10 protein-coding genes are annotated in these 16892 nt (G+C 51.0%); 2 read left to right on the plus strand and 8 right to left on the minus strand.

What is annotated here, in order from left to right:
- Window positions 1-41 precede the first annotated feature (41 nt).
- Together U9O48_RS04590 and U9O48_RS04595 are read right to left on the minus strand one after the other, a co-directional pair.
- Window positions 42-3029 (minus strand): DEAD/DEAH box helicase, encoded by a 2988-nt coding sequence (locus tag U9O48_RS04590; RefSeq protein ID WP_324723639.1) that lies wholly within the window; start codon window positions 3027-3029, stop codon window positions 42-44.
- Between the two features lie 272 nt (window positions 3030-3301).
- On the minus strand, window positions 3302-6934 hold the full coding sequence (locus U9O48_RS04595) for a DEAD/DEAH box helicase (RefSeq protein ID WP_324723640.1): 3633 nt from the start codon (window positions 6932-6934) through the stop codon (window positions 3302-3304).
- 431 nt (window positions 6935-7365) lie between these two features.
- Here U9O48_RS04595 and U9O48_RS04600 point away from each other — a divergent pair, with 431 nt between their 5' ends.
- Window positions 7366-7995 carry a hypothetical protein gene (locus U9O48_RS04600; RefSeq protein ID WP_324723641.1) on the plus strand — a complete coding sequence of 210 codons (630 nt, stop codon included), beginning with the start codon at window positions 7366-7368 and terminating at the stop codon, window positions 7993-7995.
- A gap of 462 nt (window positions 7996-8457) precedes the next feature.
- Window positions 8458-8901, plus strand: coding sequence for a GNAT family N-acetyltransferase (locus U9O48_RS04605; RefSeq protein WP_324723642.1), 444 nt, complete (start codon window positions 8458-8460; stop codon window positions 8899-8901).
- A gap of 62 nt (window positions 8902-8963) precedes the next feature.
- On the opposite strand, the gene U9O48_RS04610 is transcribed toward U9O48_RS04605, so the two are convergent.
- The 6 genes from U9O48_RS04610 to U9O48_RS04635 all read right to left on the minus strand — a co-directional run bounded on the left by U9O48_RS04610 (window position 8964) and on the right by U9O48_RS04635 (window position 16855).
- Window positions 8964-10034, minus strand: a complete 1071-nt coding sequence (locus U9O48_RS04610) for an ABC transporter ATP-binding protein (RefSeq protein WP_285154684.1) — start codon at window positions 10032-10034, stop codon at window positions 8964-8966.
- A complete protein-coding gene (locus tag U9O48_RS04615) occupies window positions 10027-11796 on the minus strand; it encodes an iron ABC transporter permease (protein ID WP_324723643.1) in 1770 nt (589 codons plus the stop codon). Before U9O48_RS04615 ends, U9O48_RS04610 begins: the two co-directional genes overlap by 8 nt.
- 125 nt (window positions 11797-11921) lie before the next feature.
- Window positions 11922-13013, minus strand: coding sequence for an ABC transporter substrate-binding protein (locus U9O48_RS04620; RefSeq protein WP_324723644.1), 1092 nt, complete (start codon window positions 13011-13013; stop codon window positions 11922-11924).
- Between the two features lie 692 nt (window positions 13014-13705).
- Window positions 13706-14188: a SymE family type I addiction module toxin gene (locus U9O48_RS04625; protein ID WP_285145301.1), complete on the minus strand. Its 483-nt coding sequence runs from the start codon at window positions 14186-14188 to the stop codon at window positions 13706-13708.
- Between the two features lie 356 nt (window positions 14189-14544).
- Window positions 14545-15237 (minus strand): response regulator, encoded by a 693-nt coding sequence (locus tag U9O48_RS04630; RefSeq protein ID WP_324723645.1) that lies wholly within the window; start codon window positions 15235-15237, stop codon window positions 14545-14547.
- Window positions 15215-16855: a sensor histidine kinase gene (locus U9O48_RS04635; protein ID WP_324723646.1), complete on the minus strand. Its 1641-nt coding sequence runs from the start codon at window positions 16853-16855 to the stop codon at window positions 15215-15217. The genes U9O48_RS04630 and U9O48_RS04635 overlap by 23 nt, the downstream gene beginning before the upstream one ends.
- Window positions 16856-16892 lie beyond the last annotated feature (37 nt).

The following is a 16892-nucleotide window of genomic DNA, read 5'->3' on the forward strand; positions in this document are numbered from 1 at the left end:
TACTACTTAATGGCTGTCTGATGTTCATCATGTCTGTAGTATTACTTATTAATAATTACCCTCATCTTCACTCCGGAAATCTCATCTAAGTATGCCTCTGTCGAGCCTAACAAGGTCAATATTTCATTAGATATTTTCCCCTTCGAAAGGGCGGGCTGTACAATAGTAACACCATGTTTAAATGTTGCGTACCGTGCAATCCGTGCGTAATAAGTCAAGTCAGTTATTGTACCTTTTTCTATCCTGGATGAGAGTCCTTTCTCTAAACGTGCTTTTTCGCGTTCAACTAGTCTTAGTAGCATTTTTTCATTATCAGCGAACCATTTAACACTTTTAACTGTTTGACCCGCAACTTGATATACATCATCCACCCGTGCACCTGGTGTGGAAATACCGTTTACCGCAGGGCAATATTTACAGTGATATAGATGAATCACCAGTTCGCTATCATTAATATTTTTAATGGCTACAATATCCGCCACTTCTCCTGAACCATCATCATCAAAAACAAAATCGTAATCATTCAATATGTTTTTAATAGTGTAATATTGTATTGAATGTGTCAATTTCATTGCGGTTTGTGACTCTACCGATATATTAACTCCTTTCCAATCCCATTCTTCCAAATTATCTACGCTATAAATGTACTGGTAACTATCAGTTGGAGTAATATGAAGTCCACCATCAATAAAAGAGGTGTCCTCTAAATAAAATAATGGTGGGTATTCATTGAAGAAATCCGCTAGATTATATTTCTGACCACCGAATAAAATATAAGCATTCTCAGGGCAACTGAAAGCAACTTCACCTTTAGACGTAAATTTCATTGTCATGGTGATCATTCCTTTGCTTGAGCGAATCTCAAATAAAACTGCTTCTTTTTTCGGTGAGTAGTAATGGCTAAATAGTGGTTCGCAATGAATAATTGAATCTTCCCATTTTTCCGTATTAATAACTAGTTTTGAGTCGTTCTTTCTCAAAATAGAAAGTGGCCATTCCATTGCTATTACTCGAGTCTCTGGGAAGCAATCAATCTCAATCATTTGCATTGCTGTTTTCATTATGGTATTGGTATCGATAGTATCATCAAGTATTTTTTTACCTATTGAGTTACACCATATTATCCATTGATCAACTGAGTCACTGTCCATTGACCAAATCTTCCCTTTATATGAACAACCAATGCTTACAGGCTTGCCATTTTCATAACCTTTTCCAAATATATTGGATTTAGTTGCACGTTTAGCTTCAATATCAGGTATTTGATCATTAATTTCGGTTCCGGTGTGCATTGAATAACGCAAACCCTTTTTGTGTTTATTTAACCCAACATTTTGTAGTTTTAATCGTTTTAAACCTGCTAATGTCCTGAAAACGCGTTCACCTTGAATTTTTGTTGCATTTTTCGCAATTAGATTTACAAGACGTGTTACAAACCCATCTTTAGCAGATGAATGAACGAATAGTAGGTTGTTTTTAATGTCGAAATATACAATATATAAATCCCACAGCTCATCGTAAAATTCTTTAGAGCTAGTCCATCCAACAGGAGAGAAAGTTTTAACTGAAAAAATTATGATGTTTTTTTCATCATTAATACTCGAGTCATATATATTAAAGTGTTTTTTCCCAAACTTAAGGAAGTTGTCAGGTTCCCAATTAGACATATACGTGTTAAAAACAATGGTGCTAATGGATGGCATTAGGCCTAAGTCGAGCAACTTTCCTGTGGAATTAAATTCTGTGCGAAAGTTTTGATATTCTTTTTCATTTTCTATTTTTTTAGCGCTAATATCACTTATTATATGATTCCAATCAGAATCCTCCTTATATAGTTCCTCCAAACTTTCATTTACAGCAACGCTGGCGACATTAGCTACAAATTTTGCCGCCCCAACATTATGTATATTTCTTGTGAATCTGCCTGTAAATTGAAGCATCACATTTATACTTTTATGAGGGTCATGTATAGCGCATACTTTCAATTGAGGAAGATCAAATCCTTCTCCTAACATATCGACACAAATGATCACTTTGTGTAGTCCAGATTTGATATCCTGTATTATTTTATTTTTGCCTTTTGTCTTACTACTAACTAATATAGGATTGAGATCTTTATACTCATTATAAATATTCAGTATTTCCTCGGCCCTTTTTATAGGGTAGGCTCTCGCCATTAAAATATGGTCAAGGCCTAACTTTAGATCATCGCGCAATAATGAGACTGCTTTTTCTGCTATCGCCTTGTCTGATTTTTCATCCAAAAATTCTCGCACAGGGTGAAATTCTATAGCCTTAAAGTATCCATCTTGCTGTGCTCTTTTTAAAGGGTAATTAAATATGATTCTGCCTTCAATTCTTGAACCGTCTGTTCTGAATGGTGTTGCGGTGAACTGAAAAACACTTTTATGGGAAAATTTCTCTTTAATCCTAGACCATGTCGTTGCAATAACATGATGTGCTTCGTCTATAATCAGATGGGAACAGTGAGAGGCTAATTTGTTAAGATACTTTTCAGGAAAAAAGGATAATGCGGGGGCAGATGCTACGATTACATTTGAATTAAGGATTTGATCAAGTTCTTCGTCATTTTTGATACCATGATTTAAAACGGCGACTATTGGATTTTGAATTTTTGTATCGATTAATCCAAACTGTCTCAATAATCCATATTCAATTATTTTTTTTGCTGTTTGAGAGCGAAGTGCGTCAGATGGAACAACAACTAATGTCCTGTTGAATTTTCCTGCAATTATAATTGAAAGTATAGTTTCAGTTTTTCCTGTGCCTGTAGGCATTATAACGGTAGCTGAGTAGCCCTTATCAGATTTATCGTACCCTAAGGCTGCATATATTCCACCTAATTGAGGAGGGCGTAAGCCTATACTATCTGTCCTTTCCTCTTTGAAAATAAAGTGATTCATCTTCCAAGTTTCTAAAATTTGGTCTCTATTAAATTTTTTTTCATTTAATGGTAACCATGCCACATAGCTTTTGCTTTTTCCTACTTTTTGCTGTATCAAGTCCATGGACGTCTCCATCAAGGATATATTGTATATAGTAAATCATTAACTCTATAAATTACTGGGATTTTTATTATTCTATATATTTTATTAAATCAAAACTTAAGTCAGTTTTGTATGATCTTTCTCTCACTTGTTCAAGAGCAATCATAGTTTTGTAGGATAGTAATTCTCATGGGCAATGTCAGCTTTTGATACATAGTGACCGGTCCATTAATAAAGTAAGCCAAAAATGAGTTGCGATGCGCCCTCAGCAATGAGGGCCACCGCGGAGATTGTCAGGCTGATTGCGCCAATTGCCGATGCAGGACCTGAAGACTAGTTCCCGCCCCAGCCCATGCAGTAGCCGAGCCGACCACATACAGGTTTTGCTTGGCGCGTGAGACGGCTACATTGATTATGTTTGGCGGGCTGGCCGCCCACTGACGCGCTCTTTGCTGGCTCGCTTTCGGCGCACCTAGCAACAGGATTACCGTGTCTGCTTCTCGGCCCTGGAACGTGTGGATCGTGCCTACACGATTACGGCACCACTCATCCAATTTTGCGCCGAACGCCCGCAGCAGATCGGTCTCTCTGTCGAGACGCCGACGCATGTTCTGCTCTACGATCTTGAATGGTGTAATGATAAATACGTCCGGATTTGTAATGCCCGATGCTGCCAGCTCTTTGAGCATTCGTACAACCGCTTCGCCCTCGTCGGGGCACCATTTCGTTTCAGCATCGCCATTGATATCCACCCAGCGAGATCTCCCCAAAGCCGAGCCGATAGCTCCTGGGCTTTTAGGCCCGACAGCATGGACCATCTGCCCGGCATAGGCGATGGAGTTAGAAACATCGAACATTGGCTTCTGGCAACGCCTGTGAACGAGGAGTGGCAGCCCGACTTCTCGATCGCCTACGTCCATGACGAAGGTGGATTTGAAGCGCGATGCCTGATCAGCAAGGGTCTGTGTAGATGCTGCGGGGGCAGACCATTCGATTTGGTCAATGTCAAAGAACTTGCAGATTTCGGCGTTCAGCTTTTCAGGAAGTGAAACTACAGGTGGGATTTGCAACGGGTCACCTACCACGATGGAGCGCTTTGCTCGCATGATAGCTCCAACTGCTGCCTGAGGAACGGCCTGGCCCGCTTCATCTACCAGAAGCCAGCCAAGGCTCTCTGGTGGCAGATCCCCGAACATCGTCCGAACAGAGGCGAATGTCGTGGACACGGTCGGCACGACCATGAAAAGGCTCGACCAAAGGTCGGGGAGAAGTTCACGGTGAGCGGAAGACTGGAAGGCACCAGCCACCATGCCCGACATCAATAGCCCAAGATTGTGTTGCAAGCGGCTGGCCGAAGCATCAATGAACGCTTTATGCACAGTCAGGGCAGCGGCGAAAAGATCCTCTCGCAGGTGATGAACCTCATCGGGAAGCCATGGCGCAGTCAGGTGGATAGCCTCGTGCTCGCGCTCGAAGAATCTCTCATCAACGACCCTGTCTCCCATGCGGTTTCGTGCCTCTGCCTCGGTTGCCTTCAATTTCGAGACAGCCTGACATTTGCTGGAAATTTCCTGGTCGAGTTGCTGTAACTGGGACTTAATATTGCTCCACTTAGTCCTTGCAAGCTCCAGGGCACCGTCTGTCTCCTGCGCCCGTAAGACTGATTGCTGCAAGGTCGCCGAGAGCTTCTGCAGTGTCGATCTCCACGACTTCCAGGCCGCAGTCGCGAACAAACGGGAGAAGAAACCTGGACGGCAAGCAAGATGGCTGTTGAGCATGATCTTGTCCTGCTCGATCTGCGATTTTGCCTTCTCATGCTCCCATTGGTAGGATTCAGCAGTTTGGTGTGCCTCTTCGACAGCTTCAATCAGACTCGGACGACGCTGTTCCACCCTTTGTAGTTCGGTAGTCGCTCCCTTGAGCGCCTGGATATCCCGTCGCATCTCTTCGATGCTGGCGATTTCGGCGTCTACCGTCTCCTTGAGTTTAAGGAAAACGGTTCGTGCTTTCCGCCAGGCCGTTAAAGCGTCCGCTTCGTTGGTGCTGGGCCGCTCATTGACGACCACGCTGGGCATCACGCGATCGATGATTTCGCCAGTTTGTTCATCTTTAATCTCACGCAAGACGTTTAAGCCGCGAGCTGCTTTCAGGTAGGTAAGGAAACCACCGTCTTCATTCCACCAGAAACTTTGCTGGAACGCGCCTCGGTTGCTGCTCTTGCCGAGAGCTGCGGCGATCAAACCCCAGGTTTCGACAGGGTCGGAGGGGATGTCCCCCTCGGCCTCGGCTTCGAAATAGCCGGCGCGTTTGGGATTCGCAATCAGGTCGCTGATGGACCGGAAGTAGGCGATCTGTTCATGGCGACCATTGGCTTCCTTGAGAGGAAGCTCTTTACTGACGTTTTCGACTGCTTTGTTATTGGAGGAGGCTACGACGATCTCATGGCCCCTCAAGGATGCATGTAACTTGTAGAAGTGCAGGAATGCATTGGAACCGAATGCCAGCTTCTCGCCTGTTGTGGAAAAGGCATCCTGCGGTTTATTGAAGCCGCACATCGCCGTGGCCCGATCAAGAATGCACCCAACGACAATATCTCGCAGAAGAGTGGTCTTTCCAGTACCCGGTGGCCCATTGACACCGATGATACCTGGAGCATCATTCAGCTCAGCACGCGCCGCATTCACGGCAGCCTGTTGAAGCAGTACCAATGGATGGCCGCCTTTCGAAGGCCAACGAGCCTGCGGCATGAGCGACGGTGCGACGAAAGGCTCAACTGCGGAAATGGGCGATAGCACGTCGATTTTTTGGTCAGGCCTGCCAATTCCCATATAGCGGCGCAAACCGGTTCCGGCTTTGCCCGTCTCGAGCAATTTGGTTGCTTCACCGAGATCTTCAAGATAGAAGGAATTCAGTAACGAAGGTTCAGGCGGCGACTTGGCCTTGAAATGATGAAACACCTTAATCGCGAATGTGGGTGGCTCAACCAAATGTTCGGGTACACCGAACTGAGACACAAGCCATTTATAAGCATTAAGAACGACATCCAAATCGATCGGTATGGGTTCTCCATCCTCGTTGTGGCGGCGAACTATTCGATTCAGATGCTCAATAATGCGCGGCTCAACATTCGGCCAATTCCCTAAGCTCCCAAGCTTCAGATCGAGAGCCGGCTTGAGTGCCCAGGCAAAACTGGAAACGGCAACGCCTTTTTCCTCAAGCACATAACCTTCCTTGTCGATGAGAATCGAGCCGATGGCCGCTTTCTTACCGTCCGGGCGTGAACTCTCCTCATCCTCGCCAAAAACCTTGACCAGCTCGTCCGTCGCCTTGTCGAGAGCGATGGAGCCGAGGACGACCTCGAAATAAAGCTTATAACTAGGCTTGCTGCGGGCATTTGGTCCCCAAGGAACACCTCGCTCCAATAGAGCTACCCTAGAGCGGTCGCCGGTTGCCATATCCTCTGGGCGTTTATAACCTTGAGGCGACAGTGCTTCGAGGGCTGTCCATGCTGCCAGTATTGCTCGCGCATCATTCGCCTTATCTGACGGAGAGAAAGATGGGAGTGGACCTAGATCAATTTGGCCTTTGTCGAATTGCTGTCGCATGGCAGTGTCTGGGATAGCCTTCGGTTGCAGTTGCTCTGCAGCTGCAGGTGCACTGTGGGGCACCACAGCTTGAGAAAATTGTATGGACGCCGAATCGGGATTACATGTTGATGGGTTGGAAGCCGACATGGCGACCTCGCTTCGGTCGCTAAGTGCAGTTAGAGATTGCTCGATTTTAGACGTCAGCGTCCGCGCCTTGGCAGTGTTGCGAAAGGTCAGCTCGCTCAACAGCTGTTCAAGTTCACTAACATTGTTGCGGGACTGTTCGAAGATTGCTTCCAGATCGAAGATAGATTTTTGCGCATACTGCCGTGTCTTCATTTATTTCTGCGGCTCCATATCCCTTCAGTTAAGAGATATTATGCTAATTAGCTTGATTTCAAAAACTATTAACGTGCGCTCATGACGTAGATCCAGATCTCGGTGGGATGCTTAACTGGCTGCTTACGTGCGAAGACGCACTCTGTGCAAATTAATATAATGCAGGTTCGTTGGTATGACTTGATGGTTGAGGGCCAGCCAAAGGCTATTATCCGTGAGCTTGAGGTTCGGTAATAAGTTTTCGACATCTAGATAGATTTTTATTCGCGTGTCTATGAGCACATTGACTTCGTCCCTGCACATTAATGATATGCAGCATATTGCCCAGGCCCCCATGCTTTTTGCCCTCTTGTTAGCAAGTAGATTTCCTTATTCCCATTAGCTAAACTGTGCGGCTGGATTCCTCCCAGCGAGCACGCGCAGAGTGAACCATGATCCGCAGAAACAAACCATTTAATACTCTTTCCCGCCGTCGGCGTCGTGCCCGGACACAACAAGTCAAGAACCTGATCCACCGCGAGCGTCACCGCTGCGGAGGACTGCATTATGATGATTGCGATTCTGAAAATGCAGAGGCGATTGCTGCGGGTTGGATGTGGACCTGGAGCGATGTTTTATTCTTGGGTAATTCGCCAGATGTGTACTGGAATGCGGAGATCATTACCATTGACGTAGCGCGTGCGGATATTGTGGAAAATCTGGTGTTTGAAGAAGCTCATGCCATGTTGAGCCAAAACCAGCAGGAAGATGAAGCCCGCATGGATACAACACCAAACTACAATGCGAAAGGGAAGGTGGTTAGCCATACGATGGTAGAACGTACCCGCGTTTCTTATCCTCAATTCGGTGGATTAACCTATTTCGACTACATTGATAAACGCTTGGCCGAAGTCATGCGCGACAATCCGCCTGTAGTTACTCCAGGCTATCGCATTCAACCTGGCTATCGTAGCGGCATTGGTTTGCAAATCATCGTGGAAGAGCCGGTGCTCACTCGCGAGATAATCGACAGTGCGATCCGCTCATTTTTGGCTGGGGATATGCCCCTGGTCCCTAAGTAAACAAGATGATGAAGTAAACTCTTTGTATATCAACCCAGCAATAAACGCTCTAATGCACCCGATGAAATCTATGGCAGCCGCATGAACGTGTGAACATGAATTCGACCCAGTAGTAGCCCCGGATGCCACAGGAATGATTTCAGATATCAAGGCTGATGCCTGATACTTTTGAACGCCACTAAAAAAAGAACTGTGCGGCATACTGACATCTGGGGGTACTTATGGGGGTATTCCAAAAGATCGAATAAAATAAATTAATTAAAAATCAATGCATTTATGCAAGTTGTTTTGTTCCTATTATCGCACCATTTCAAACTCTTTTTAAAATCCACCAAAACCAACTCCCCCACAAACACCCGCTTTCACCAGCCCCAACCTCGCATTTCCAGAACAAAAATCTCATTAACCCCATATAGATAATGCAATAATTCCGCCAACGATCGTGCCAACAAGGAAACCACCATGCTCATCCAGGAAGTATTACATAACAAAAAAGACTACCTTGAACTCCTTCTCTTAGGCGATGAGCAGGAGGATATGATCGATCGCTATCTCGACGCAGGGCGAATGTTCAAGCTGGATGATAATGGCGTGAAATGCATTGCCGTCGTTCTGGCGTTAAATAGCCACGAGTGTGAACTGAAAAATATCGCGACCGACCCTGCATCCCAACGAAAGGGATATGGCAAGACCATGATCGCATTCCTGAAAAAAACCTACTTCACGTCTTTTAACACCATGTATGTCGGTACCGGTGATGTGCCTTCAACCCTTGATTTCTATCAGCGTTGTGGATTTGTTGAGTCCCATCGGGTGAAGGATTTCTTTATCGATAATTATGATCATCCTATCTTTGAGGGCGACATCCAGTTACGTGACATGGTTTATCTGAAACAAACCCGATGACCACTACAACCCAGAATCAAATTTCTGCAAAAAGGGAGCGACATAATCGCTCCCTTTCATCATCACCCTTTCGGGAAAATCCAGACGTGCTTTTCCGGTAACGCCAGGTGGCAATGCTGCGGATCGCGAACCTCAGTGCCATAGGCGCGGATCACGAAATCATCGCCGCTGGTGCGGAACAGGTATTCCCAGCGATCGCCGAGATACATGCTGGTCAGGAGTGGGAGTTCGAACTGATTTTCCCCTGGCCCGTCGACTAATGCCACGCGTTCAACGCGGATCACTGCCGTGCCTTCCTGGCCGCTTTGCACACCCTCGGCGGCTTTGCCCCACAGAGACCAGCCGCTGCCTTCGATGCGCGCTTTGCCGTCGCGCACCTCGGTAATTTTGCCGTGCAGGCGGTTGTTGCTCCCCATAAACTCGGCGGTGAACAGCGTTTTTGGCGAACCGTACATCTCCTGCGGTGTGCCCTGTTGCTCGATTTTGCCGTTGTTGAGCAGCAGGATGCGGTCAGAAATCGCCATCGCCTCATTTTGGTCGTGCGTCACCATCAGCGCCGACAGCCCGAGCTTGATGATCAGCTCGCGCAGGAACACGCGGGCTTCTTCACGCAGCTTGGCGTCGAGGTTCGACAGGGGTTCATCCAGCAGGATCACCGGCGGGTTATAAACCAGCGCACGGCCAATCGCCACGCGCTGCTGCTGACCACCGGAAAGCTGATGCGGATGGCGTTTGCCCAGATGTCCCAGCCCGAGCTGATCCAGCACATCCTGCACCCGCTGGGTGATCTCTTTGGCCGGCACTTTGCGCAATTTCAGCGGGTAGGCCACGTTCTCAAACACCGTTTTGTGCGGCCACAGGGCGTAAGACTGAAACACCAGCCCGAGATTACGCTCTTCGGCGGGCACTTCGCTGCGTGGCGTTCCGTCATACACTTTGTTGTTGCCGATGACGATCGCGCCCTGAGTGGGTTTTTCCAGCCCGGCGACGGCGCGCAGCAGCGTGGTTTTGCCGCTGCCCGAGGGCCCCAGCAGCGACACCACTTCGCCGCGCTTCAGGTTCATGGACACACCCTTCAACACCGGATTGTCGCCGTAGGTTAAATGCAGATTCTCGACCGTTAACTCAATCATGTAATTTGACTCCAAAACGAAGGGCAATACCCAGACCGACGACCACCAGCAGGATGTTAATAAAGGAGAGCGCGGCCACGATATCAATCGCGCCTGCCGCCCACAGGGAAACCAGCATCGAGCCGATGGTCTCCGTGCCCGGCGAAAGCAAGTACACGCCGGTAGAATATTCACGCTCGAAAATCAGGAACATCAACAGCCACGAACCAATCAGACCGTAGCGAGAGAGCGGGATCGTCACGTGGCGGGTGATCTGTCCGCGCGTGGCCCCGGTGCTGCGCGCCGCTTCTTCCAGCTCTGGCGCCACCTGCAGCAGCGTGGAGGAGATGAGTCGCAGGCCGTAAGCCATCCACACCACGGTGTAGGCCAGCCAGACGCTGAAGATGGTGCTGCGAAGCGATCGCAGCCAGACAATCAGGTTATCGCGCAGCCACTGCGACCACGGCATCCCGGAAAGCCAGCCCGTTTTCAGGGCGTTATCCAGCCACATCGGCAGGAACAGGAACACCCACAGGAACGCCAGACCGGCGAGCAGGCCCGGCACCGCGCGTGGTACCAGCACGCTGTAATCGAGGAAGCGCGTGGTGTTGTCCGGCTTACGGTGCATGGCGATGCCGATAAACAGATAGCAAACCACCGCCAGCGCGCCGCCGAACACGCCAATCGCCATCGAGTTGACGATCGCACGCAGCAGGTTCGGCTGCTGCCAGATGGTGCGGAAAGTGTTGATCGACAGCTCATCCCAAATCGACACGCCCACGCCCCAGTTGGAGATAAACGCGCGCAGCACCACGCCCAGCAGCGGGACGCCAATCGTCACCGTCAGCCAGAAGGCGACAAGGGCACCGGCGACCCAGCGCCATTTGCCGAGCGGCAACGCGCGTGCCTGAGAGGCTTTGCCTTTCATAGTGACAAAACGGTTGGCGGTACGCATCAGGCGGCGCTGGAGCATCACCAGCGGGATGGTGATACAGATCAGCACCACCGCGACGGCGGCCATCAGATGGTAAGACGGCGTGCCGAGTTTATTGGTCAGCTGGTACAGGTAAGTCGCCAGCACCATGTTGCCTTCCGGATCGCCGAGCACCAGCATCAGGCCGAACACTTCCAGCCCGAGGAAAAACAGCAGCACGACGGCGTAGAGAATAGAAGGGCGCACCATCGGCAGGCTGACGGCGGTCATGACCTGCAACGGCGACGCCCCGGCGATACGCGCGGCTTCTTCCACATCAGACCCGACGCTGCGCAGCGCCGAGGAGATATACAGATAGGCGTGCGGAACGTGCGTCAGGCCGGCAATCACCACGATGCTCGACATGTCGTAGATATTCCACGGCACAAAGCCGATCAGCGACTGCGCCCACAGGGAGAAGAACCCCACCGGGCCCGCGGCCACCACGTAGCCAAAGCCGAGTACCATCGGCGAGACAAAGATCGGCACGAGGATCAGCGGCTCGATCAGGCGGCGGCCGGGGAGGTCGGTTCGCACCATCAAAAAGGCCAGCACGCCCCCGAGTGGAATGGCGATCGCCACCAGGCCGAAGGCGAGAATAAAGCCACTTTTCAGCGCCTTATAAAAATCCGGGTCGGTGAAAATGAAGCCAAATGACTCCAGGCTCCACTCTTTCGACGGGGAAAAGAACGGCGCGGATAAGAAACTTTGTATCACGATGAACGACAAAGGGATGTAGATCACCAGCGCCGTGATCAACACCACCACGCCGCGTGGCAGGCTTTGCCATTTTCTTTGTAAGGCTTGCATAGGGTTTCCCTGGCTGTTGACCCTGAAGAACGACATGGGTTGCCGGATGCGCAGCGCTTATCCGGCCAACTTTTTGTAGGCCCGGAAAGGCGTGAGCTGCCACCGGGCAATCAGACGTAGTGAGGTTATTTACCTGCCGCTTCGCGCCACTGTTTGATGTAATCGAGGCGTTTTTTCGGCTGCAGGTATTCCAGCAGGCTTTCATCCACCGGAATCGGCTTCAGGGCATTGCCCAGCATTTTGGTCATGCCGTCGATGTCGTTTTTGCCTTCGATATCGTTACGGATGGACGGGATGTCGGCCTGGTTCGCCAGAATGCTCTGGCCTTTCTCCGACAGTACGTAGTCAAACCACAGCTTCGCGGCGTTGCTGTTTTGCGCCTGCTGGCTGATGAACGACACGCGTGACAGCACCAGGGTGTAATCCTTCGGATACGAAATGCCGAGCGATGGGTCTGTTTTCGCACGGGCTTCGGCGTATGAGCCCAGAATGTTAAAGCCAATCAGGTTTTCGCCGGAGGAGACGCGTTCCATCATGGTGCCGGTGGAGGACTGCACGGCTAAACCGCCTTTGGCGACGTCAGCCAGGGTTTTGAAGTAGTTCGGATCGGCTTTGGAATCCTGTACCGAGAGCATAAAGCCGAGGCCCGATTTCTCGATATCGTAGGTGGTGACTTTGCTTTTGAATTTATCGGTCTGGCTGGCGATCAGTTTTGCCAGCGAGGCGTGGGAATCCGGCACTTCGTTCGCCGGGATCATGCGCTTGTTATAGATAAACACCACCGGCTCGTAGGTGGTGCCGTAGGCTTTGTCGCTCCATACCGCCCATTTTGGCAGCTGGCTCTGCTCAGGCGATTTGTACTCCATGGCATAGTCGGTGGCGAGCTTCAGGCCGGTGTCCATAGAAGAACTCCAGACTACATCGCCGCTCCCGCTACCGGACGCCTGTTCGCTGATAAAACGGTTGTACAGTTCGGTACTGTTCATATCGTTGTATTCAACTTTGATGCCCGGATAGGTTGCCTCAAAACCCTTAATCAGCGGCCCGGCGGCTTTGGTATCGGTGGTGGAGTAGATCACCACTTTGCCCTCTTTGGTCGCGGCATCGACGACTTTCTGATAGTCCGCCGGATAGCCTTGCGGCAGGGCGGACAGGGCAGAGACAGAGAACAGCACAGTAGCGGTAAGCAGAGAAATACGGAATGTTGTGTTCGACATTGTAATTAACCTTTCAGTTACATTTTATTAGTCAAAACTCAACATAGCGGATGGCGATTTACAGACAATAGGGGGGAACGAGCTCTGTTGCCGAAGTGTGATTGCTGGCCTTTTTTTAGCAATTAACACCATAGAAACCACGGGTGATTGGTTTTTTGCCGGGTGGCGGCTGCGCCTTACCCGGCCTACAAAAGCCACAAGGACACGAAACGTAGGCGGTTGTTTTAAACCGCCCATCCCAAACCTCCCAACCGACAAAAGCGTGATGACCTTGTAGGCCCGGTAAGCGCAGCGCCACCGGGCGGATGTTTTAAACAGTGCAGCGGATGCCTTAAGGGGAATGGTGGGGGTTCTGGTTCAGTGGGGAGGCGGAGTAATTAATACAGCTTGTCCTCATCATGCTGATTAACACGAATATCTATAGACATGCTGTAATGTCCTGAAACGTCACTTCCGGCCGCATACTGGCATCCGCAGCTTAAAGCATGCGATGAAAAAATGTTTATGGAAACGGTGGCGTCATGGTTTTTTGAGCATCAGCAATTGCTGCAACGGTAAATGCCTGGCGGGAATTGTATTTTTAACTCAATTTATGACTGAGTCGTAAGAAGTGAAGCATCCGCTCTTCGCTCAAAACAGCCACTCCCCCCGCATCCCAAAACCTCCCGGCCCTCAGGCCGGGAGCAGTCCCGTCAACTTCCCCCACGAATCAAACCATCCTCCGGTTTACGGCGGATCACTGGGATATTGCCGGTATCGTTCAGGGGATAAGGGAAGGTTTTGAGCCAGGTGGCGACTCTGCGCTGGTTAATATCAATGAAGCTCAGACCTTCCAGGCAGCCCCACAGCTCGCGGGTATTTTGCGGGGTGATGACGATGCAATCCGGCATGACGCGGATTTTGACCGGCATTCCGTCGAAAAATCCGGCTCTCTTCAGCCATTCGCCCTGAAGGGGAATATAGCTCTGGCGGATCCGCGAATGCAGCTCGCAGCAGGCGGCGCTGGATTCCGGGGTGTCGGCTCTGGGGTGGATTGCGGCGGCATCTGGCGCTTTTCCGTGCAGACGGCGGGCGCTGGTTTTGCGAGTCACCTCGGGAAAACGATCATTAGCCTCTGATCCTGGAAGATCTGTTTGGGCCACGATGGGATCTGGCATACACTTCTGAACAGCCATAAATAACTCCTTCTAAGTTGTTTGTGGTAAGCGGCGTGAAGGTGTTCCTGCACCTTTGCGCTGCGTCTTCTTAATTACCTTACTTTAATGCCTTTCTTTTAATTCCCTGGTTCAACCTTGTTAATTGCGCGCGTGCCTATTCTACCTTGCTGGATATAAATACAGGCGCTGCCATTATGGGCAATGTTGTTAAATGCGAGGACGCTTCAGCGAAAAGTGCAGGGGAATGTAACGGTTGCAGGAATGGCTGAACGGAGCCCGCGAATTGCCGGGTGGCGGCTGCGCCTTACCCGGCCTACAAAAGCCACAAGGACACGAAACGTAGGCCCGGTAAGCGCAGCGCCACCGGGCGGTTGTTACGGGACTTTTCGATACAGCCTTCGCGGATGCCCGATGCTGCCATATTGCAACTCCGCGCTAATCAACTTCGCTTCCACACAATATTCCAGGTAACGCCGACAGGTGGTTTTGCTGATGCCGGTTTTTTCCACCACCTGTTCCACGGACCAGTTGGTGTCGGGATCGACGGTGAAAACCTGCTTCACCCGCTCGAGGGTATTGGGTTCGATGCCTTTGGTTGATGGTACCGCGGAGGTGTCGGCGGCGGGGAGATTAAACAGCTTGTCCAGCGCGTGCTGATCGACCACTTTTTGCTGGCGCAGGGTGTGGACCAGCAGCATAAAGCGCTCCAGCGACGCCCGCAGGCGCTGGAAAAAGACCGGTTTGATGAGGTAATCAAACGCCCCGCTGCGCATGGCGTGGCTGCAGGTCTGCATATCGCTGGCGGCGGTGATAAAAATCACCGAGCATTCGAAGCTTTTCAGCAACGGGCTGTCAATCAGGTCCACGCCCTGACCGTCCGGGAGATAGTTATCGAGCAGGATCAGCCGCGGCTGGTGGCGCTGCAACAGGGCGCGGGCCTCCTCAATCGTCCCCGCGATCCCGACCACGCGCAGGTGGAAATTCTGCTCGATATACTCGCGATGCAGCCCGGCAAGGTGCGGCTCATCTTCCACAATGACGACATCAAGCGGCTGGCTGTGCGTCATGGACTCCTCCTGTCTCAAAAGGAATGAACACCGAAAACAGCGTGCCCTGCGGCGTGTTGTCCGTCACTTCAATACTGCCACCGGCCCCTTCCACATAGCCTGCCACCAGATAAAGACCAATACCGTGCTCGGCCCCCGCCGGTTCCTCGCCTTGCGGTTTGCTGGTCACGCCCTGCTCAAACAGATGCGGCTTGAGGGCATCTTCCACGCCGCTGCCCTGGTCGGCGACTTCAATCAGCAGATCCCGATTGCGGTCCGAAATATAAAGTTCGACGGGCGCGCGGGGTAGGGGCGTTTTCAGCGTGGCGTCGACAGCGTTATCCAGCAGATTACCGATCACCGACATCAGCGCCGTTTCGCTGATCCCCGGCGGAATGCGCATCAGCTGACAGACGGGATCAAACTGCAGCTCGATCCCTTTTTCCCGCGCGCTGACGTATTTCCCCAGCAACAGCCCGCACAGCGCCGGGGAGGTAAAGCGCGAGGAGACAAAATCCAGCACCTTCTGCGCACCTTCCGACTGGGCCTGAATGTAGCGGATCGCATCCTCATAGCGCTGCATTTGCAGCAGGCCGACCAGCGTGGCGGTCCAGTTCAGCTGCTCGTGGCGCATGATGCGCAGGTTGTCGGCGTAACGCCGGACCTGGCTCAACTGGCTGCTCAGGGTGTTGATGTCATTTTTGTCGCGAAAACTAAACACCCAGCCGTTGGCTTCGTTCGGATCGAGCGCGATCGCCACGCGGTTGACGATCATCTGCTTCTGATTCAGCACCGTAATCTGATCGTGCTGTGCCATCCCGCTGTCGGCGAAAAAGGCCGGGGGAAGATGCACCACCTGCTCAAGCGGTTTGCCGATCAGCTTTTCTTCGGACTGGGTCAAATCGAGTAGCTCTCGCGCGGCCCGGTTAATCAGAATCAGCTGCCGCTCGGCGTTGACGGCAAACACCCCTTCGTACATCGCCTCCAGCAGCGCTTTTTGTTGCCGGACCAGCAGGGCAATCTCTTTCGGCTCCAGCCAGAACATCTGCTTTTTCACGTTGCGGGTAAACATCCACGAAAAGAGAAACAGCAGCAACAGCAGCGCCAGACCATAAAACGCTGCCTGCCACAGCAGGCGGGCGTTAATGTTGGCGATGTAAGAGGTGAGATAGCCGATGGAGACAATGCCGATCACCTGATGCTGAGCATTTAAAATGGGCGCTTTACTGCGCAGCGACACGCCAATCCCGCCCTGGCGCATCGAGATAATGGTTTTGCCGCGCAGCACCTCGGCGTTATCACCGCCAATCATCGGCAGGTTCAGGCGCTCCGGCGATTCGGAGTGATACAGATGCTGCTCGTTCACATCGCCAATCACAAAATAGCTGGCGTCGCTTTGCTCGCGCAGCGGCTGGATCATGCGCGCGATGCCCTGGAGATCGCGGGCCGCCACTTTCTCTGCCAGACCCGGCATCAGGGCAATTTCGCTGGCCTGCACGCGGGCGCGCTGGCCTAAATCGTGGTGCAGCTGCTTGTCGATGACGTGATACAAAATCCCGCCCAGTATCGCCAGCAGCAGGCAGGAAAAGAGCACCAGCGACAGAAAAAGCTTCACCTGAAAAGGGAGTCTGGGTTTCATATGACCTGCAACAAAAAGGGCCAGAGGACATTTTCGC

The sequence above is a fragment of the Lelliottia sp. JS-SCA-14 genome (genome assembly GCF_035593345.1).
Taxonomy (GTDB): Bacteria; Pseudomonadota; Gammaproteobacteria; order Enterobacterales; family Enterobacteriaceae; genus Enterobacter; species Enterobacter wanjuensis.